The sequence below is a fragment of the Bartonella sp. AR 15-3 genome (assembly GCF_002022445.1).
Taxonomy (GTDB): domain Bacteria; phylum Pseudomonadota; class Alphaproteobacteria; order Rhizobiales; family Rhizobiaceae; genus Bartonella.
In genome coordinates this window covers 1,197,730-1,217,500 of sequence record NZ_MUYE01000001.1, presented here as the reverse complement: position 1 = coordinate 1,217,500, position 19,771 = coordinate 1,197,730, and the positions used below count along the sequence as shown (strand labels likewise).

The window sequence follows — 19,771 nt, the reverse complement described above, 5'->3', positions numbered from 1 at the left end:
AGCTTCTGTTTAAAAAAAGTATGACGTTTTTATTAAAAGCAAAAGACGTGAGGGCATTTCAAACTTTTTAGGGGCCGTAGCTCAGCTGGGAGAGCACCTGCTTTGCAAGCAGGGGGTCGTCGGTTCGATCCCGTCCGGCTCCACCATATGGTTCATCATCATTGTTAAAAGAATAGTTATTGCAAGAGATTGATAGATCTCTTTGCCTGTTCTATTGAAATTGTGAAGAAGAAGGTATATTCAGACATTTTTTGCTTCCTTTTATCCTTATGAAAGAAATTTTAAAGGGATGGATGGCTTTTGAAAATGAGACATGGCTTTTTGAGACATGGCTTTTAAAGCGTTGTATTGGTCCTTGTTTAACATTTAAGCTTTTCCCCATTTTAAAAGAGAGTTGAACTTTTAGGGTTGAACTTTTATGGATTAAAGTTAGAGCTTATAAAGCAAAAAGAACCAACCATTCTCATTGAGAAAGCCCTTTGAGCAAAATAATGTGTCGCAAGGAAGAGCTCAAATTCCTCGCTTATGATTGGCAACTTAACCGTGCCATTGAATATATCTCGAGAAGTTGGTCTTTTCTGCTAATATTTTTGTTTTGTGCGTTGATCATTGGGCTTGAATTATTTTTAAAATAAATCTGATATCAATGATTTTATACGCACTCGTTGATAAATGAATATTGGCAATGAGAATGATCAAGTGTCTTAAGGGCATTTGGTGGATGCCTTGGCATGCACAGGCGAAGAAGGACGTGATACGCTGCGATAAGCTACGGGGAGGTGCGAATACCCTTTGATCCGTAGATTTCCGAATGGGGCAACCCACCTTAGATTGCTGGAAAAGTTAAGCTGCTTCAATTTAAAGCGGTTTAATTTTCTAGCAATCACTATATAAGGTATCTACACCTGAATAAAATAGGGTGTAAGAAGCGAACGCAGGGAACTGAAACATCTAAGTACCTGTAGGAAAGGACATCAAAAGAGACTCCGTTAGTAGTGGCGAGCGAACGCGGACCAGGCCAGTGGCTTAAGTTAAGAAAAGTAGAATCGATTGGAAAATCGAACCAAAGAGGGTGATAGTCCCGTATACGTAAATCTGATTTAAGTCCTTGAGTAAGGCGGGACACGTGAAATCCTGTCTGAATATGGGTCGACCACGATCCAAGCCTAAGTACTCGTGCATGACCGATAGCGAACCAGTACCGTGAGGGAAAGGTGAAAAGTACCCCGACAAGGGGAGTGAAAAAGAACCTGAAACCGGATGCCTACAAACAGTCGGAGCCCAAGATACGTTCTGGGTGACGGCGTACCTTTTGTATAATGGGTCAGCGACTTAGTCTAACGAGCAAGCTTAAACCGATAGGTGTAGGCGTAGCGAAAGCGAGTCTGAATAGGGCGTTCAGTTCGTTGGATTAGACCCGAAACCGAGTGATCTAGCTATGAGCAGGCTGAAGGTAAGGTAACACTTACTGAAGGGCCGAACCCGTATCTGTTGCAATAGATTGGGATGACTTGTGGCTAGGGGTGAAAGGCCAATCAAACTCGGAAATAGCTGGTTCTCCGCGAAATCTATTTAGGTAGAGCGTTAGTTTTATTCTCCAGGGGGTAGAGCACTGGATGGGCTAGGGGTCCTCACCGGATTACCAAACCTAACCAAACTCCGAATACCTGGAAGAAATAACTGGCAGACACACGGCGGGTGCTAACGTCCGTCGTGGAAAGGGCAACAACCCTAACCACCATCTAAGGTCCCCAAGTTATGGCTAAGTGGGAAAGGATGTGAGGATCCCAAAACAACCAGGATGTTGGCTTAGAAGCAGCCATCATTTAAAGAAAGCGTAACAGCTCACTGGTCTAAATAAGGGTCTTTGCGCCGAAAATGTAACGGGGCTCAAGCCATACACCGAAGCTGTGGATTTACTCTTATGAGTAAGTGGTAGCGGAGCGTTCCGTAAGCCTGTGAAGGGAGACTCGTGAGAGCTCCTGGAGGTATCGGAAGTGAGAATGCTGACATGAGTAACGATAAAGGGAGTGAGAGACTCCCTCGCCGAAAGTCCAAGGGTTCCTGCTTAAAGTTAATCTGAGCAGGGTGAGTCGGCCCCTAAGGCGAGGCCGAAAGGCGTAGTCGATGGGAACCACGTTAATATTCGTGGACCTGTGGGAAGTGACGGATTGCGTAAATTGTGAGGTCTTATTGGATTGATCTTGCAGTGAAGCAATTCCAGGAAATAGCTCCCACTTATAGACCGTACCCGAAACCGACACAGGTGGACAGGTAGAGAATACTAAGGCGCTTGAGAGAACTACGTTGAAGGAACTCGGCAAATTGCACGCGTAACTTCGGAAGAAGCGTGACCCTTTAGCGGGCAACCGTTAAAGGGTGGCACAGACCAGGGGGTAGCGACTGTTTACCAAAAACACAGGGCTCTGCGAAGTCGCAAGACGATGTATAGGGTCTGACGCCTGCCCGGTGCTGGAAGGTTAAGAGGAGATGTGCAAGCATTGAATTGAAGCCCCAGTAAACGGCGGCCGTAACTATAACGGTCCTAAGGTAGCGAAATTCCTTGTCGGGTAAGTTCCGACCTGCACGAATGGCGTAACGACTTCCCCGCTGTCTCCAACGTAGACTCAGTGAAATTGAATTCCCCGTGAAGATGCGGGGTTCCTGCGGTTAGACGGAAAGACCCCGTGCACCTTTACTATAGCTTTACACTGGCATTTGTGGCGATATGTGTAGGATAGGTGGTAGACTTTGAAGCAGGGGCGCAAGCCTTTGTGGAGTCGTCCTTGAAATACCACCCTTATCGACATAGATGTCTAACTGCGGTCCGTTATCCGGATCCAGGACAGTGTATGGTGGGTAGTTTGACTGGGGCGGTCGCCTCCTAAAGAGTAACGGAGGCGCGCGATGGTAGGCTCAGAACGGTCGGAAATCGTTTGTTGAGTGCAATGGCATAAGCCTGCCTGACTGTGAGACTGACAAGTCGAGCAGAGTCGAAAGACGGTCATAGTGATCCGGTGGTCCCGTGTGGAAGGGCCATCGCTCAACGAATAAAAGGTACGCCGGGGATAACAGGCTGATGACCCCCAAGAGTCCATATCGACGGGGTTGTTTGGCACCTCGATGTCGACTCATCGCATCCTGGGGCTGGAGCAGGTCCCAAGGGTATGGCTGTTCGCCATTTAAAGCGGTACGTGAGTTGGGTTCAGAACGTCGTGAGACAGTTCGGTCCCTATCTGCCGTGGGTGTAGGAATATTGACAGGATCTGTCCCTAGTACGAGAGGACCGGGATGGACGTATCTCTGGTGGACCTGTTGTGGCGCCAGCCGCATAGCAGGGTAGCTATATACGGACGGGATAACCGCTGAAGGCATCTAAGCGGGAAACCCACCTGAAAACGAGTATTCCCTGAGAACCGTGGTAGACCACCACGTTGATAGGTCAGGTGTGGAAGTGTGGTAACATATGAAGCTTACTGATACTAATCGTTCGATAGGCTTGATCGTTCTCATTCCCTCTATTCATTCTAAATAATAAAACAAATTATAACATCATATTAGACAATTTCTCTTTCTTTCTATGCTCTTCGCTGACTTGGTGGTTATGGCGGAGCGCCTGCACCCGATCCCATCCCGAACTCGGCCGTGAAACGTTCCAGCGCTGATGGTACTTTGTCTTAAGGCACGGGAGAGTAAGTCGCTGCCAGGTCTGCTAAGCGCATAGAAATAATTCTTCAACACTCTTCAAAAAATATCTATAAATCGTCGTATTCTTGTTGCGACAATTCTTTAATGACGCGGGGTGGAGCAGCCCGGTAGCTCGTCAGGCTCATAACCTGAAGGCCGCAGGTTCAAATCCTGCCCCCGCAACCAATCTGCCGTGCACAAAATAACCCTAAAAATAAACGCAACAAGAGATTAATAGCTAAAAAACACAAAAACAAAAACTGCTGTCTCTGCGTATAGCTTCCATCTGCCTCTTCGTATCGTTATCGCTTGGAAAATAATAAAAAACGGGAAGATAGCCCATTCTCCTCTGTTCCTTATAGGTTAACTTGCCGGATCTTGCCGGATCTTGAAAAAATAATGCGACTTGAAAAAATAATACGACAGGGAGCAAAAAAATATCCAGGATGCTTCAAATAAAAAAGATCTTTAATAAAAAAGCTGCACACGCGGTACAGCTTTTGTAAAATTTGTCTTCCTCTGGAAAGCGCTTACATGCTGACAAATATCTTTTGTCTCAAAATCTAAGTCTTTAAAATCTGTAAGAATGACAACGTCTCTTATGACCATAATGTCCAAAAATGCTCGCAATTAAAGCACCAAGAAGGCTAGCAAAAAAACTCCACAACCCAATCTTAGAAGCCGTGTCAATAGCTTTATTGGCAAGCTCAAGACCGTTTTTGGCTACTTTATCAACATTATGAGGGAGAGCCTCTACTTGTTTGTTCAGGGATTGAATAGCCTCTTTAGTCTTCTTGTTCGCTGTTTGATAAATATCAATCGCACGCTCTGCAGTCTTTTCTGCTTCAGCTTGTGACAGACCATCGTTGGTCAAGTGATGGATGACATCACGACGATCAATTTGGTTATTGAGCTTGTTAACACGATCCGAAAGACGTTCGCCAAGCTGTTTAACCAAAAGACGATAGTTAGAAGGATCATTCTTAAAAGATGTGATGGTAGAACGTAGATCTTTGACTGATTCTCTATAAGCATTATAGAGATTGTCCGGATTGAGGGCTGGAATATCGCTTTTATTTAAAAGTGCCTGTAAGTCATTGCTGAGTTTGTTAAAATCAAACAGAGCATTATTTTTATCGTTGAAAAAACCCTCAAAATTCTTCCCCTCCGTAAGGGAGACAAGTTTCCCACCTTCCGAACCAAAACCACTGATCGCTTGTCCCGTCGCACTGGCAACTCCTGAAACAGTCTTCGCTCCTAAATGAACTGCTCCAGACAGTAAAACTGTACTTTGGATTGCTACCAAAAGCATAAAAAGAGCCCAGGTCAAAAAACCATGAAGCGCTCCTGAGTGACTGGCAAAACGACCAGCTATATACCCTCCAAGGCTGAAGCTTAGACAAAATATAAGGATCGAACTCACTCTAACAGAAAGAAAACTATTTTCTAATGAAAAGGGGGACGCAAAACTCATTTGGCTAAAACCTAAGGCGGCTAGCAAAAAGGAAAAACAGACCGACGTTGCTAAAAGCGTTAGGAGGCCAGCAAATATCGAGGACCAAGATAAAGCAGACGGATTATAGTGACAACTCTCTGTCTCTAAAGAAAATTCGCCTGTAAAATGTCTCTCTAAGGGATGCTTCGTTGGGATCCGCGTTTCCATGTCTCTCTCTCCTTCAATAATTCTTGATCTTAAAATGATCCAAACCAAATCTAGTTCCAAAAAAAATCAAAAAGAGTAAAATAAATAAAAATGCTCAATCAATAGCCATCATTAAGCCTCATCCCTCTGCACAATAAAAGAAAAAACAAAACTATCAAAAAGCAATAATAAAATTGCTTATGCTTCTCAAAACCATTCTGAAGCCGCTAGTTTATAATAGCCCGTACAGATAAAATCTTTACACAATCCTATCATAACCATCAAACTCTAAGCAAAAAAGAAAAACAGAAAATCATCTCCTTAAATACAAAATAATAAAACACTATAAAAATAGCCAAAAAACTAAAACAAAGGTCAAAAAATTGTCATGAAGTTTTTTAAAATAATACTCTAAGTGAATAGTGTTATTTCGTTTTTATTAGTTTCAAGAGACCGCTCGCAGTTCCATTTATAGATTTGACTGTAAGTCATGTTATTTAGGTAAAAAGATGGGCGTTGGGATTTTGTACAGAGCGTGGATGTAGTAGGTAATTTTGAGAGTTTCTCTCTATGATTATATCTCTATGAATATATAAAGAGATCTATTTTTAGCAGTGAGTGTGATTTAGATTATTCAATTACTTTCAAATATCTAATCATACGGTGTATCAATAATTTCCAAGAGTGGCACAAATTCTAACATTATACCCTATCTATTGCGATTGCGCAGTGGTGTGAGTAGATTAAAAAGGAGGAGTTTTGCTATGTATCAGATTGATTACAATAGTTATCGTTCTATTAAAAGTTTTAATCGTCGAGTTCGTTTTCTAGTTATGCATTACACTGCAATTGATTTTAAAGAATCGGTTGCAGCTCTTACAGGTACGAAGGTTAGTTCACACTATCTTGTTCCTGATCCTTTGGAGAAAACGTATATTGAAGCGGGATTTAAAGATATGCGTATTTTTAATTTGGTTGATGAGAATGAACGTGCGTGGCATGCTGGCATTAGCTCATGGGCTGGGAGAAATGATCTGAATGATACATCTATTGGAATTGAAATAGTCAGTGTGGTGACTGATAATGATATGAATGGAGTGCCTATATTCCCTCCCTATAATCCTATGCAAATTGATGCGATTAAAGAGCTTGCGTTAAATATTCTGCAACGTTACCCCGATATTACGCCAACAAATGTTGTTGGTCACAGTGATATTGCTCCTGATAGAAAAAGCGATCCAGGTGCTGCTTTTCCATGGAAAGAGCTTTATACAGTAGGTATAGGAGCATGGTATGATGATGAATTGAAGAATTGCTATCAAACACAATTCTGTAAGAGTCTTCCTGATAAGGCAGATATTATTGCTAAACTTAAGCAATATGGGTATGATACTGCAATTGCAAAAACAGAAGATGGATATAGGACATTAATTCGAGCATTTCAGCTTCATTTCCGGCAAAACAATTATGATGGGATTTTGGATGCCGAAACAGCAGCGGTTCTTTATGCATTGGTAGACAAGTATTTTTCTTAAAATAATCTAGCTTATTTTCATTCAAATATTTGCGATTACAATAACAGTTCGCTGGTGGTGTTCATTTATTAATATCTGGCGGAGAGAGAGGGATTTGAACCCCCGATAGAGTTGCCCCTATGCCGCATTTCGAGTGCGGTGCTTTCAACCACTCAGCCATCTCTCCGTATTTTAAGATGCAATAAATTTTATTTATTTTATTTAAGTTAATGACGGTTTGATAATCTCCAATTTCTTCGAATACAAGTTCTTTTTTTGCTTTTTGATTGGCTTTTCTTGACATAGAATAGAAATTCTATCATATATATTTACGTGTGAGCGTAGAGTAATTTGCGCATATTTGTGTTTTGTGGGTGTTTTCTATACCTTTTAAACCATTAAGACTGATAAAAAGCGGCCTATTTTCTCTGTTGATAAAGTAAAATAAGAGCTGGATTGAACGAAAGGATAAAAAGTGTTCGCAGTCATTAAAACTGGTGGGAAACAGTACCGTGTTGCTGAAAACCAGGTCATAAAAGTTGAAAAAATTATTGGTGATGTGGGGAGTGTTATTGAGTTAAATAGTATATTGATGCTCCATGAAGAGAATAATGTAATTGTTGGTACACCTCTCGTCGCAGGCGCTATAGTTACCGCTGAAATTGTAGAGCAGGGACGTGCACGTAAAGTTATCTCATTCAAAAAACGTCGTCGTCAAAATTCAAAGCGTACTCGTGGTCATCGCCAAGAATTGACAACGTTACGTATTCTAGAAGTTTCAAGTGATGCCTCAAAAACACAAAAAGCAACTAAAAAAGTAACTGAAAAGTCCGTTAACAACAAAGTAAAAGCATCAAAAGAAACAAAAGCTTCTGCTTCTCTCAGCAAAACTGCTAAAAAAACTACCGAAAAAAAGGCTACGTCAAAAAAAGTAGTTTCTGGGACATTAAAAGGTGAAAAAAATTAAAGGAAAACAGTTATGGCACATAAAAAAGCAGGGGGATCTTCGCGCAATGGTCGTGATTCAGAATCAAAACGTCTTGGCGTCAAAAAGTTTGGTGGTGAAGCCGTTGTCGCTGGAAATATCATTATTCGTCAGCGTGGTACACGTTGGCATCCTGGTGATAATGTCGGTATTGGAAAAGATCACACTCTTTTTGCTCTTTCAAATGGAATAGTTTCTTTTCGCAAAAAAGCAAGTAACCGTTCTTATGTTTCGGTTATTCCTATAGCAGAAACAGCAAAATAAGCGAGATGTCAATATATATATTATAGGATTTAAGCTTGCACGTTATTTCTCTCTAGGTATAGTGTAAGCCTTTGGAGAGGTGGCCGAGTGGTTGAAGGCGCACGCCTGGAACGCGTGTATATGGGAAACCATATCGAGGGTTCGAATCCCTCTCTCTCCGCCAGATATCAAAAAATCAATAGGTTAATTTATGAAAGTTAGGGATTTTTATTTTATTGATTTTATTCTGTTTCTTCTTTTCTACCCTTAATTTTTTATAGCTTCTATTGCCAGTTGTATCCTATCAGTCGTTTAAGTGTAGAGCGGTGCCCTGTTATCTTTTATCTACTAAAGATTGCTTTCATTTGCGAAATTGTAACACCAACGTTAGCAGTACATATTTCTGCTAATTTACTCAGTTCGTGGGCTAATTTTAAATACTCGCTGCATTGTATACTTCACGAAATAAATTGCTAAAACTTTTTCCACTTTTCTTGCAAATAAATGTTTCATTTCCAAGAGAAACCTCTCGTTAATTCAATGCGTATTGCTCTTCAGAAATGTTTTTTGCAAAAGGTAAGAAGCTTTAGCTCAATGTGATCCTTCAGCAGATTTTGCTGATGGGCGCGATATAGAATGGTTTAATGCTCAGTCTGTTAGTCGAGAACTTTTCTGATAAAGCGGGCGAAATTTGGCTCGTATCGCTTGATGTAGCTTCGGGCTATGAGCAAAAGAAGTGCTTCCCATGCTGATTGTATCACTGGAAGCATTAAATTGTAGGGCCTCTTAAGAGAAAATCATATTACGAAAGCATTAGTTGTTTTATTCATTGTGAATGGAGAAGTTTTACTAGAACGATAAATTTTTCTGTCTCATTGGTAGGAATAAGATTATATATAATGGGAATGGCACGTTGTGATCGATCATGTGCTTTCGGTATAGGAGTACATCATGGAAAAAGAGTAGAAACAGTTCTTTTTATGATTATCAATGAAGTATTCTCAAAACTATCGGCATTTTTTACTTAATTTCTTTATGCATCTATCTAAATCATGCTAAAGGGATTCCATTATATTATATACTCTTTGAATGTCTGTACAAAATTGTGGTACCTTTTTGATTAGTTCACTATAAGAAGGCATAGTAATTGCTGCATCTATTGTAGATATGAGATCTGCTATTTGTGTTTTTGGGTTCATGCCATTAGGAGAATTAAGAAACTTTTTTGCGTGCTTAAACATTGGGTTTGTAAGATCATTGGATGTATTTTGAGCCAAAACGAAAATATCTTTTTTCCAATTATAGTTATGACGTAGCGTATGTATGTGTGTTGGCAAATTTGCCCATGCCATTTCTTTATTATAATCACCTTGTAATAAGTTTGCATAGCGTCCACACACAATCATAAGTATGTGACGGTGACGTACTAGATGAAATCTTGAAAAGAAGTTATCATAACCACGAGAGTATATATATGCTGATGCTTTTTGCATCTTTTCGAAGTGTTCGGAATCTTCGTATTTTTTGCTCACATACTTTTCGTAGAGTGCATCATATTGATCTAGATTATCTACATTAGTACATCCAAATAGTATTAAGGTAGATAATAAAACTATAAATTTAGCGATGTATATCATGACGTTCCCCCATTTTCTCTATTCTGTAATAGATTCGTTTAGTTGATACAATTATGAACAGTTAGCGTTGTTTACAGGATGTAGATTGAGATACAAACACAATATTTAGTTTTTTATATTGATGTTGATAGTGTGCTTTATTTAGTGTTTAATAATATTACTACACTTAGTCGTGTTGTATCTAAAAAGAGTGTATTTATTCTGTATATCCCGCGGTTATAGGTTTTTTTTGTTATCTGGATCGAGGATTTTATGACATAAGAAAATACAACTCAGACACCCCAAATAATAACTCAGCGTATACCTCTCAAAGCAGGAAGAGGACGTGTCAAAGGCGTTTCGAATAAAATGACGCGTCTTATTGGAAGAGGCTGTGATTAAAGCTACTGAGAATAAAGGCAATAAAATGGGGAGTGATGGTTGATTTCTTATTTAGAAAAGCAAACTATCAGTTGTCCAGCGACTTATTTATCTCTTCTTGGCAGGGTTTTAGCGTTACAGGATTACGGGTGAGAATGGGTGAGAGGGCTTTTAGAAATAGCTCTTTTGTTAAAGACGACTGCCGAAATAAGCTTGTTCTCAAACTTATTCCTATTTTTACAGGTAAGGCAGTGGTCCATGTGGCTTGGGGCCGGTAAAGAAGCTGATAAAATAAGATCCTTTGCCTTGATGACTGCTTTAAAGAGCTATCAGTTTGGGGTACGTGGATCTCGAGGATTATTCTGTGCGCTCGTCGGTTTTTGCTCGATGGGTGTTGAAGGCTTAGAAACTTTAGATACTTTTGGCTGTTCAAGTGGAATTTCCTCGGCTGCTGATTCAGTTGATGTTTGTACGGCTTCTTGTTCTATCTGCTTAATTTGTTCAACTGCCTTGTCGGGTGTTGCTGTTGTCTTGACTCCAACAAAAGGTTTGGCAAGCATTAGCACGCTTGAGACGTATGTAGACTTGATTGGAAACTCAACAAATGGGTTATTGGGTGTTGAAGGTTCAAAACGAACGGTGCTTTTATTATCGTCAATAACACATATTGGCTTAGTGATGACAGCTTTCATTTTCGCTCCTTTTGGAGAATTATTTAATGACATAATGAGTCAAATATTGATTTTTACTCTTTGAAAAATAGGTTAGTCCAAGTTAGCAAGAAACAGGGCTTTTCCGCCACGCTTTCAAGAGCTTATATTTTACTGAATTTTGAGGAGATATTTTTGAATTTTGGACACAATTCAACTACTGAAGTGATGTCATTAAATATGACTTTTCACATTTTGATCAAAACCTAGTATTTTAAAAGATGTCTTTTATTTTCTTTTAGAACAACATAATTGCTGTATTGAAACATTTTACATTATTATCAAAAACTGAGAAGATATTTTATAAAGTATGGTTGCAGTTTTACTTCAGGGAAGGGAAGGCATTTGCTTGTAAAGTGTGGTTTTAAAAAGTCCGTTTTATCTATGCATGCTACGCGCAAAGAATTAGGAACAGGATTAGTTCAGAAGATTCTTAAAGACCTTGACCTAAAATAAATCTGAATATGGAGATGTAAATGGAATAGGCAACCAAATTTATCAAAGATAACAATGATACTCTTCTTGTCGTCTCCAAAGACTTTCAGGAATTTATTACTACGGTAACGACGAAAAAGAAGCTTTAGAACAGGCTAAAAATGCACTTTTAACAGTTATTATGGAACGTTTGCAAGATTGTGAAGCTGTTCCCTTTGGACATCGTAATATTGCCTATTCTTTTGTTAAAGCATCTTCATTGATGACTTTTAAAATTGCAATACATAAACTATGATTGAGAAAAACCTACGCAAAGCTGGTCTCGTACGTCTTTTAAAACTTCATCCAGTACAAAGTGACCCGATTTTTGGATTTAAAGCACGCAACAAAATTAGATGCCTTAGAAGCCACTCTCATTGCTCTTGGAAAAGAGGTTGCCGTTGATATTCAAAATGCCGCTTGAAAACTACCGGTTTTCGTAAAATGTTTATAAAGCGCATTAAGAACAGTAGTGAGCACGCAAGACGTGGTAGTGATTGATCTTCTACAACAAGATACTGTAATGCGGTATGCAGGTTGACGGTATAAACATTGAGCCTCTTGAACAACATCTTTTACAGCTGATAGATGTTCTGTTGCCATCTGTGTCCATTTCTCTCTTGCTCCGTTATCAGAAATTGTAAGCGTTTCATCATAAAACAGCGCCAGGCAATCCTTTTGCACAGAGGTAATTGTTTTTCACTTCAAGATACTTTTGTGCAGCATCATACTGATCTTGATTGAGCTCACCTTCCAAACAAAGCCGCCCTATGTAAGTAATGGAAAGCATATTTTTTGTCTCTTCTATGGTCAAGGCAAAGCGTTTGGCACGCATCTCAATTGCCAATTATCCATGGGTTTACGCGGTGTTTTATTCTTGAGATACGTCTACTTTGTTCTCTTGGACGTCTCTTAAGTTGTGGACGTCCACGTTTTTTCTCTTTGTCATATTTTATCAATCAAAATGGCATGCTATCATTAAGAGTTGTATTATAATCAGCAGCTCTTGAAGTGGTGGCATAATTTGGGGAAGTGACAGATGAAGGGACAGGGGATGCAGGTTGATTGTTCTTTGCATCAAGTAAATACAACTCACTTCTGTATTGAGGCAGGATAATCACTGTTGTGGGATGATCTTGTCCATTTTTATCTTACCATTTACGTCTCTGAAGCTGGCCTTCAAGGTAAATTTTACTTTCTTTCTTGAGATATTGAAGAGCGATTTTTGCAAGCTGAGGATTAAAAATCACCACAGAATGCCATTCAGTTTTTTATTTTCTGATTGATTCCTTTGTCTGTATAACTCTGCGAAGTGACCATACGAAAATTCACAATCTCTGAACCAGAAGACATCATTTTTCCTTCTGGATCAGCACCAAGGTGGCTGATTAAAGTCACTTTATTTAGTATGTTTGTAGCCTTTTAAAAGGAAAATAAGTAATGGGTTGAAGCTAATTTTATGCATTAAAATACTTTTTTTACCGGTATTTATTATAGCATGTTTCTCTCTTTCTCTTCAACAGAAAAACATTATAAATAGCTGAAAATAATATATTTTTTCATTTCTTTTTTGTATGTTTTGTATTATTTCATTTTAGCTGATTGTTCTTCAAAAATATCCTCTATAGCAAGGCTGTATCAAACTTTTTTGTTCGACTTATTATTGATTATCGAACCTTTTTGTGCGATGTTTGTTTTATAAAGATGAAGGGGAGGATGAGTTGAAAGGAGAAGCGCTGCTTAGGGAATTGCGTAAAGAAGCCAGAAAAGAGGTGTTCATTACAATGAAGTCCCTGATGCAGGTAAAGGATCACATTATTTGATAACTTTTGGAGACAAAACAACAGTTATAAAATCTGGTGAATTAACTCCACTTTACGTGAAAATAATAAAAAAAAGTTGAGAGTGTAAATATAACCATCTCAAACACTTTCAATTCTTTTTTGTAAACGGATTTTGATAATGGCAAGGAGATTAAATATGGAATATATTTATCAAGCAAAACTGAAATCTGATCCAGATGGTGGTTTTGTAGTAACTTTTCCGGATATACCGGAAGCAGTTACAGCTGGAGAAAATCGAGTTGAAGCGTTAGAAAATGCTACCGAAGCTTTAGCACTAGCATTACGTAGTTATCTTATGCGTGGCCTATCTTTACCAACAGCACAACAATACAAAGATCTTGTCGCAGTAACAGTAGACGCATGGAACGCTCTTAAATTAGCAGTCATAGAAGCTTTTATTGGAGCAGGTATCACAAAAACAGAATTGGCTAATCGTCTTGGCAAAAAAGAAACAGAAGCACGTCGCATTCTTGATCCAAACCATCCAACTAAGCTTCAAACATTAGAGCAAGCGCTAGCTGTACTTGGCAAACGAGTAGTGATTACAATAAAAGATGCGGCTTAAAACCTCTGAACACTGTCAATGTACTGTCAAATTTCTTTTGAAATGCTTTTTTTTGCGGATTTCTTAAATTCTTGATGAAGAGCTTTCTCTATCTCCTTATCCATTTTCTTCAACATGGGTTCATCATCTCGATCGTCCATCACCATCTTTACAGAATGTTTTTTGATATTTTTGTTCACCTCTTCTATGAGAGGCTCGACATTCAGAATATTCCGTGGCACATTTCCACCATAGATCCAAGCCTTTACCTGCGCTTTGGTACTGAAATCCGCATTTTCTGGTATGGTATAATACTGGCCACCATCAAACTTTTCACACTCTCTTGTGCCATCTTCATATTCGTAGAGATTGTAAAAATATTCTGCCACTCCATCTCCCCATGGCACATGACCAATTGCCGTTGCTACAAACTTCTTTTGCATCGGCTGTTGACGGTTTGTTAAGAACAACTGTTTTAAATTTAAAATCTGCATCTTTTTTCCTATTTTTGCATCATGCTCTGTTTGACTCAAATTTGACCACACAGCGACTTGCATGTTTCTCATGTTGAATTCATCAAAAAACTATTAAATCTCTTTCCAAGGTGCCTTTCTATCGATTTAAACACATATCCAATCACAAAACGATCAGCACTTTTCGCTATTTTGCTGTTTATCCTTCAATCCCTTTTAAAACCTCTGCAAGCTCTTTTTGAAACTTTTCTATGCATTCTGATGGTATCGAGGGCTTTTGATAACTTGCCTTTATCTCAGGCTTTTCAAGATTCTTTAGAAGGCGATTAGCTTGCAAGCGAATGCTATTTTCAAGATTTTCGCAATAACGATAAAAATCTGCTGTTGAGGGCATAAAGGTCGGGTTTAAGCCCTCTGCTTTGCCTTTCAAAACTTTCTTTGTTGCTGTTTGCAATACCCAACTGCTTATGCCTTCAAGGGCGTAAAGATACGCAAGCGCTGTTGCTTTTTCGTCCGTTTGTGATTGGTTTTTGAGACCATTCGATAGCACAAGATACGTTGTTTGGATTTCCTCTTCAGTGGCTTTTTTCTCAAGTTTTTTCAATGCGTCATGGACTAATGAAGTAATTCTCTCCGCTTCTGCAATCAAGGGTTTTTGCCCCGTTTTCCAAAGGAATGGTGGTTCGGTTGTCATCCTCGAATAAAAATTTGTACACACTGTCTGAATTTTTGATATCGGACATGTACTGTGCAATTCGATAAGTTTTGCTACGCTGTTCTCCTGTGTGATATCCGTTGCCTTTCCCATAGTTTTTTCCTTTTTCTAAATCGTCGATCGCTTTTCGCACCCAATTACGCCATGTCGCTGGCCAATCAGTTTTACATGCATCCTTGCCTGCTTTAGCTTTCCAAAAATCTCGAAATTTTGCTTTCTCGATGTTCACACGCTCTGGAGGCAAACCTTCTGCAATGGCAAACTCGTAATCAGGCTCAAAATCCTCAGGCAATCGACAGCCTCGATCACTTCTTGACCTTTTTGCTTTTTGGGAAATGTTCTCTTGCTCGTGAATGGGAGGTTGGTTGTCTGATGAGGTTGCGATTTGCTCTGCTTGGTTCTCAACAGCATCAACCTCAATTGGCTCATCAACCAAATCGATAGGTTCTAAACTTTCAGAACCAATTTCTTTTTTTGCTAATACGATAGTATTAGTTTTTTTATATATATCTATATTCTTATTCTTTATAGCTTGATTTTGCTTAGCGTTTGCTTCAGCAAAAAAACGTTTTGCTTGTCATTTGCTTCAGCAAAATTATTAACATGCTGTTTTATAGTGTTTTTTGCTTGCACACCTTTTTTGCCAGCTTCACTACGAACTTGGGATATGTGGTCTTTTTTATCAGAAAAATCTCTCAGCTCCTCTTCACCGCGCATATTCCACAATCCATCATCTGTCTCAATAAGTTTATCATTCCTCATGAGATATTCGACGATAGCTGCAAACTTTTTTTGTGAACAATTACAAACGCGTGCAAGCGTTCCAAAATCTTCTCTAATTGGTGTTTTCTTATCATACATACGAACAAGAAGTGTTATATAAACACCGCGTTGTTCCAATGTCATGCCATCTGTACTGCTTATCCAGTCATCCAAATGGAATCTTATCCATGGCATCGCATTAGACATAGATTTCCCCTTCTTTCTTTAAATATAAAATTGCCAAAGCATCGGCTTCATTATCATCACAAGGCGCATGCCCTTTGGAACACATTGCCTCTATCATCTCTTCTTTCGAAGCATTTCCTTTTCCTGTTGTTGCTTTCTTTATCGTACCAACAGGGATCCCTTCATGCGGGATCTGATGATGTTCACACCACGCCGTTAACGTTGCTAGAAAGCCGCCATAAATATGGGCTGCATCCGTATCCGTACCTACATGACGCCTCACCTCTTAAAATACACCGCGTCAATTCCATCAACGGACCGATTGATTTCCATAAGCCACTGCTTAAAACGCAAATAACGCATTCCACCGCCTTCAAAACAGCGTGATGGAAAATGTTCGGTATCACTTATTATATGACCATCTGCACTACATATTGCCCACCCGGTCTTAGTGCCTAGATCAAGGCATAAAATGTTTTGTGCGTTAGTGATCATGATACTTCAGCCTTTCTTTTGACCGATTATCACAACCAATCTGTTGGGTTTCGTACTCCATGAGAAAAAGAAGACAGCAAGCTGCATGAGCTAAGTGTGGCAATCCGCTTTCAAGATCCTTATCCTCTCCACCAAACCAAGCTAATAAATGATGTAGAGAAAAATAAGCTCTTCAAGAACAACAGCCAGTTGATATTGTCTATGACTATGATGACACCTACAGTTAAGATAGTGTTCATCACCCAGAGAAAAGGGCGGTGTGAAATGAAGCAAAGAACTGCAGAATGGTTTCAAGCACGTTTAGGGAAAGTCACCTCTTCAAATATTTACAACGTCCTTAGTCGAACTCCTAAAAACTTGCCCACAAGCAAATATGAAGAATACAAAATCAAACTCATGACAGAACGTTTAGTCGGTGAAATAAGCCAATCTTATACAACAGCAGCGATGCAATGGGGCATTGAACATGAAGAGAATGCATTGAAAGAATATGCCTTCATTTACGATACAGAGGTCACTCAATGTGGTTTCATCCAACATCCTACCATTCAAATGGCCGGAGCAAGTCCTGATGGGCTCATTGGTGAGGACGGGTTAGTTGAGATTAAATGTCCCCAGTCTGCAAACCACCTTCGTTTCTGGATGACAGAAACAATCAAACCAGAATATTTAGCACAAATGCATTTTCAAATGGCTTGTACAGGACGTCAGTGGTGTGATTTTGTGAGCTATGATCCTCGGTTTGCAGGACAATCGGCTCACTTACGTCTTAAGGTTCAGCGTATTCATCGCAATGATGAGCAGGTTGAAGCCATCAATCAAGCGGTTGAAACCTTTTTAGAAGAAATCGAACAGGACATAAAACAGATTACAGCTCAAGCTGCTTAAAGTTAGGGGGTGCTCTCTCCTCCCAGCACCTCCACCCATTTAATTCATATAAAAAGAGAAAGGTCATGAGATGATATTTGATGATGGTGATAGATATGTAACAACCCGTGAATGCGCACAACTCTTCAGCATATCCAAAACAACGATTCGCAATTGGGTGCTTCAAGGGTTGTTTCCTGAACCCTATAAATTAGGTAGAGCAGTGAGGTGGAGAAAAAAAGAGATTTTAGCATTCACTCCAAAGAAAAGTAAGGAGCAAATAAAAACAAATTAGGTAAAATTGTATAAACTATAGAAGGTGGTCTAAAAGGTGGTCTAAAAATTATTGTTTTAATAAAAATATATATATTTCAATATGTTAAAGACACAAAATGGTGCCCAAAAGAGGATTCGAACCTCCACGCCTTATGGCACAGGTACCTGAAACCTGCGCGTCTACCAATTCCGCCATTTGGGCAATAAAATTCATCTAAGGCTATGAAATACTTCTGTCAATGTAATGACACTTAAATTTTTTTAAAATCTTCAAAATAGTTTTATTTTCAGTTTTTTGATATAATTTTATATATCTTTTGAGATATTTATATCTTGTATGTTCTTGTAAAAATTAACTGAAAGATAATTATTTAACTAATTATACAGTAGAAGGCTATCTCTGTTTCAGAAATCAAATTCTTTAAGAGTTATCAAGGAGAATGAATCTGTGCAGAAGAATGGTAGAAATGATTTGCAAACCGCTACAACATATTCTTCATATATCAGTATCAGAAAATATTGATATGAAAATTTTAAAGTCTTGATCCTTTGTTTTACAAACACTTCCAAGATTTATCATCAAAATAGAACTCATCTTGCACTAAGTAAGCCTAAAGCAATTAATGGTAATAATTGTAGGAACTTACTTAAAATGTTAGCGTATCAATTAAAGAAAGCAAAAGAAATTACAAAAATTATTAAGAAAGCCAAAAAAGTATACCAGAAAGAAAAAATACTCAGAGCTCATTATTCTAAAACGATGATGATGGTTTTTCAAAGTAAGGTTTTAGTTTTTTATATTCATGGAGAGAGCTGTTATTGGACATATTCGTTTGAAATAATTGTTTCTGTATTTATTTTAGTAGTTTAAAGCGCAATGACTTCTTTTGATTTAATTGTTGAATCGGTGTTGAATTCATAAATAATAGGAATTCCAGTTTCTAATTCTTGCGACATAATTTCTTCATTATTTAGGCCTTCAAGTGCCATAATAAGAGCACGAAGAGAATTACCATGCGCCACAACAAGAACAGTCTGAGAACGTAAAATATGAGGTTGAATATGATAAAGATAATAGGGCCAAACACGTGCACCAGTATCACGCAAGCTTTCTCCATTAGGAGGAGCAATTGTGTAAGAACGACGCCAGATATGCACTTGTTTGTCTCCCCATTTTTGACGTGCTTCATCTTTATTTAAACCGGATAAATCACCGTAATCCCGTTCATTCAATGCTGTATTTTTTACTAAGTGAAGATTTGATTGCCCTAACTGCTCTAAAATGTGCTCTGCAGTTTTTTGAGCACGTTGTAAGACAGATGTATAAGCGATATCAAATTTAAATCCGGCTGCTTTTAAATTTTTCCCTGCTGTTATTGCTTCTTTATGGCCTTTTTCTGTTAAAGCTGGATTTTTCCAGCCGGTGAAGCGATTAGCTAGGTTCCATTCGCTTTGTCCATGACGAATTAATACAAGTGTGCGTCTCACGTTGAAGTTCCTATGATCATTGTTGATTATGAAGGTTAATCTTTTAATCCTAGAACATCAAGCATTGAATAGAGGCCATTTTTACGTTCTTTTGCCCATAATGCTGCTTTTAGTGCACCATTAGCAAAGATAGAACGTTTTTGAGCTAAGTGTGAAAGAACAATGCGTTCATTTAAACCTGCAAAAGTAACACTGTGATCGCCAATAACTGTTCCACCTCGCGAGCAGATAAAGCCAATAGTGCCTTTTTTACGTTTACCTGTATGGCCATTGCGTTTGCTAATATTGATATCTTTAAGTATCATGTTACGCCCTTTAGCTGCTGCATTGCCAAGAAGAATGGCTGTACCAGAGGGAGCATCAACTTTTCCAGCATGATGCATTTCATAAATTTCAATATCAAAATCATCAGCCTCTAACGCTTTAGCTGCTTTCTTTACAAGATTAGCTAAAAGATTAATACCAAGACTCATATTGCCAGATTTGACAATAGTTGTGTGTTTCGCAAAAGCAGCAATTTGTCTTTCCTCTTTTTTACTAAATCCAGTCGTTCCAATAATGTGGATAAGGCCTTTTTGGGCTGCATAATCTGCATAAATGATACTAGCTTGGGGTTGAGAAAAGTCTAAAATACACTCTGCATTAGAAAAGGCATCTTCAAAATCATCAGTGATGCAAATTTTCAGTGGATTTGAACCAATCAATATGCTAGCATCTTTTCCTACAAAAGGTGATCCTTTGCGTACAATTGCAGCACTCAGTTTTACGTCTTGTCTATATTGGAGAGCTGTAATCAGTTCTCTTCCCATTTTACCATTAGCACCAACGATTGCAAGGCGCATATTTTTCTCCTTATGACATTTTATTTT

Annotated in this window: 13 protein-coding genes, 5 tRNA genes, 2 rRNA genes and 6 pseudogenes; 12 read left to right on the top strand and 14 right to left on the bottom strand. The window is 38.8% G+C overall.

Going from position 1 to position 19,771, the window contains the following annotated elements; all coding sequences use genetic code 11:
* Nucleotides 1-70 precede the first annotated feature (70 nt).
* From BAR153v2_RS05480 to BAR153v2_RS05465, 4 genes are all read left to right on the top strand, one after another.
* A tRNA-Ala gene (locus BAR153v2_RS05480) sits at nucleotides 71-146 on the top strand.
* Between the two features lie 547 nt (nucleotides 147-693).
* A 23S ribosomal RNA gene (locus BAR153v2_RS05475) occupies nucleotides 694-3,507 on the top strand.
* Nucleotides 3,508-3,594: 87 nt separating this feature from the next.
* Nucleotides 3,595-3,709: ribosomal RNA gene (rrf, locus tag BAR153v2_RS05470) — 5S ribosomal RNA — on the top strand.
* An 87-nt stretch (nucleotides 3,710-3,796) separates the two neighbouring features.
* Nucleotides 3,797-3,873: transfer RNA gene (locus BAR153v2_RS05465), tRNA-Met, on the top strand.
* Nucleotides 3,874-4,258: 385 nt separating this feature from the next.
* Here the strand turns inward: BAR153v2_RS05465 and BAR153v2_RS05460 are convergent.
* Nucleotides 4,259-5,350 (bottom strand): DUF3792 domain-containing protein, encoded by a 1,092-nt coding sequence (locus tag BAR153v2_RS05460; RefSeq protein WP_078680643.1) that lies wholly within the window; start codon nucleotides 5,348-5,350, stop codon nucleotides 4,259-4,261.
* A gap of 743 nt (nucleotides 5,351-6,093) precedes the next feature.
* On the opposite strand from BAR153v2_RS05460, the gene BAR153v2_RS05455 reads away from it, so the two are divergent.
* Nucleotides 6,094-6,864, top strand: coding sequence for an N-acetylmuramoyl-L-alanine amidase (locus BAR153v2_RS05455; RefSeq protein ID WP_078680642.1), 771 nt, complete (start codon nucleotides 6,094-6,096; stop codon nucleotides 6,862-6,864).
* 76 nt (nucleotides 6,865-6,940) lie between these two features.
* On the opposite strand, the gene BAR153v2_RS05450 is transcribed toward BAR153v2_RS05455, so the two are convergent.
* Nucleotides 6,941-7,030 (bottom strand) — tRNA-Ser (locus tag BAR153v2_RS05450).
* Between the two features lie 288 nt (nucleotides 7,031-7,318).
* Here BAR153v2_RS05450 and rplU point away from each other — a divergent pair.
* The 4 genes from rplU (at nucleotide 7,319) to BAR153v2_RS07640 (ending at nucleotide 9,099) form a co-directional block, all read left to right on the top strand.
* On the top strand, nucleotides 7,319-7,810 hold the full coding sequence (gene rplU / locus BAR153v2_RS05445) for a 50S ribosomal protein L21 (protein WP_078680641.1): 492 nt from the start codon (nucleotides 7,319-7,321) through the stop codon (nucleotides 7,808-7,810).
* A 12-nt stretch (nucleotides 7,811-7,822) separates the two neighbouring features.
* Nucleotides 7,823-8,092 (top strand): 50S ribosomal protein L27, encoded by a 270-nt coding sequence (gene rpmA, locus BAR153v2_RS05440; protein ID WP_078680640.1) that lies wholly within the window; start codon nucleotides 7,823-7,825, stop codon nucleotides 8,090-8,092.
* A gap of 73 nt (nucleotides 8,093-8,165) precedes the next feature.
* A tRNA-Ser gene (locus tag BAR153v2_RS05435) sits at nucleotides 8,166-8,255 on the top strand.
* Between the two features lie 721 nt (nucleotides 8,256-8,976).
* Nucleotides 8,977-9,099 carry a hypothetical protein gene (locus BAR153v2_RS07640; RefSeq protein ID WP_256385939.1) on the top strand — a complete coding sequence of 41 codons (123 nt, stop codon included), beginning with the start codon at nucleotides 8,977-8,979 and terminating at the stop codon, nucleotides 9,097-9,099.
* Between the two features lie 27 nt (nucleotides 9,100-9,126).
* Here BAR153v2_RS07640 and BAR153v2_RS05425 read toward each other — a convergent pair whose 3' ends face one another.
* The 4 genes and pseudogenes from BAR153v2_RS05425 to ssb all read right to left on the bottom strand — a co-directional run bounded on the left by BAR153v2_RS05425 (nucleotide 9,127) and on the right by ssb (nucleotide 12,662).
* Nucleotides 9,127-9,708 (bottom strand): hypothetical protein, encoded by a 582-nt coding sequence (locus BAR153v2_RS05425; RefSeq protein ID WP_078680639.1) that lies wholly within the window; start codon nucleotides 9,706-9,708, stop codon nucleotides 9,127-9,129.
* A 689-nt stretch (nucleotides 9,709-10,397) separates the two neighbouring features.
* A pseudogene (locus BAR153v2_RS07575) lies at nucleotides 10,398-10,760 on the bottom strand (hypothetical protein).
* A 900-nt stretch (nucleotides 10,761-11,660) separates the two neighbouring features.
* Nucleotides 11,661-12,211: pseudogene (locus tag BAR153v2_RS05400) on the bottom strand (hypothetical protein).
* A pseudogene (gene ssb / locus BAR153v2_RS05395) lies at nucleotides 12,212-12,662 on the bottom strand (single-stranded DNA-binding protein).
* Between the two features lie 570 nt (nucleotides 12,663-13,232).
* Between ssb and BAR153v2_RS05385 the strand changes: the two are divergent.
* Entirely contained in the window at nucleotides 13,233-13,661 is a 429-nt protein-coding gene (locus tag BAR153v2_RS05385; protein WP_078680637.1) for a type II toxin-antitoxin system HicB family antitoxin, read from the top strand.
* A gap of 26 nt (nucleotides 13,662-13,687) precedes the next feature.
* Here the strand turns inward: BAR153v2_RS05385 and BAR153v2_RS05380 are convergent, their stop codons facing one another.
* The 5 genes and pseudogenes from BAR153v2_RS05380 to BAR153v2_RS07560 form a co-directional block, all read right to left on the bottom strand.
* On the bottom strand, nucleotides 13,688-14,134 hold the full coding sequence (locus BAR153v2_RS05380) for a hypothetical protein (protein ID WP_078680969.1): 447 nt from the start codon (nucleotides 14,132-14,134) through the stop codon (nucleotides 13,688-13,690).
* A 178-nt stretch (nucleotides 14,135-14,312) separates the two neighbouring features.
* Nucleotides 14,313-14,762, bottom strand: coding sequence for a hypothetical protein (locus BAR153v2_RS05375; RefSeq protein WP_198934313.1), 450 nt, complete (start codon nucleotides 14,760-14,762; stop codon nucleotides 14,313-14,315).
* Nucleotides 14,722-15,797: pseudogene (locus tag BAR153v2_RS07565) on the bottom strand (YdaU family protein). Before BAR153v2_RS07565 ends, BAR153v2_RS05375 begins: the two are co-directional and overlap by 41 nt.
* Nucleotides 15,790-16,271, bottom strand: a pseudogene (locus tag BAR153v2_RS05360) (crossover junction endodeoxyribonuclease RuvC). The pseudogenes BAR153v2_RS07565 and BAR153v2_RS05360 overlap by 8 nt, the downstream one beginning before the upstream one ends.
* A pseudogene (locus tag BAR153v2_RS07560) lies at nucleotides 16,261-16,431 on the bottom strand (dATP/dGTP diphosphohydrolase domain-containing protein); the annotation flags it as partial. The pseudogenes BAR153v2_RS05360 and BAR153v2_RS07560, both read right to left, overlap by 11 nt.
* 104 nt (nucleotides 16,432-16,535) lie before the next feature.
* Between BAR153v2_RS07560 and BAR153v2_RS05355 the strand changes: the two are divergent.
* Entirely contained in the window at nucleotides 16,536-17,159 is a 624-nt protein-coding gene (locus tag BAR153v2_RS05355; protein ID WP_078680635.1) for a lambda exonuclease family protein, read from the top strand.
* A gap of 70 nt (nucleotides 17,160-17,229) precedes the next feature.
* Entirely contained in the window at nucleotides 17,230-17,433 is a 204-nt protein-coding gene (locus BAR153v2_RS05350) for an AlpA family transcriptional regulator (RefSeq protein WP_078680634.1), read from the top strand.
* Between the two features lie 98 nt (nucleotides 17,434-17,531).
* On the opposite strand, the gene BAR153v2_RS05345 is transcribed toward BAR153v2_RS05350, so the two are convergent.
* The 3 genes from BAR153v2_RS05345 to dapB all read right to left on the bottom strand — a co-directional run bounded on the left by BAR153v2_RS05345 (nucleotide 17,532) and on the right by dapB (nucleotide 19,744).
* Nucleotides 17,532-17,616: transfer RNA gene (locus BAR153v2_RS05345), tRNA-Leu, on the bottom strand.
* Nucleotides 17,617-18,281: 665 nt separating this feature from the next.
* Nucleotides 18,282-18,902 (bottom strand): 2,3-bisphosphoglycerate-dependent phosphoglycerate mutase, encoded by a 621-nt coding sequence (locus tag BAR153v2_RS05335; protein WP_078680632.1) that lies wholly within the window; start codon nucleotides 18,900-18,902, stop codon nucleotides 18,282-18,284.
* 35 nt (nucleotides 18,903-18,937) lie between these two features.
* A complete protein-coding gene (dapB, locus tag BAR153v2_RS05330; protein WP_078680631.1) occupies nucleotides 18,938-19,744 on the bottom strand; it encodes a 4-hydroxy-tetrahydrodipicolinate reductase in 807 nt (268 codons plus the stop codon).
* Nucleotides 19,745-19,771: the final 27 nt, after the last annotated feature.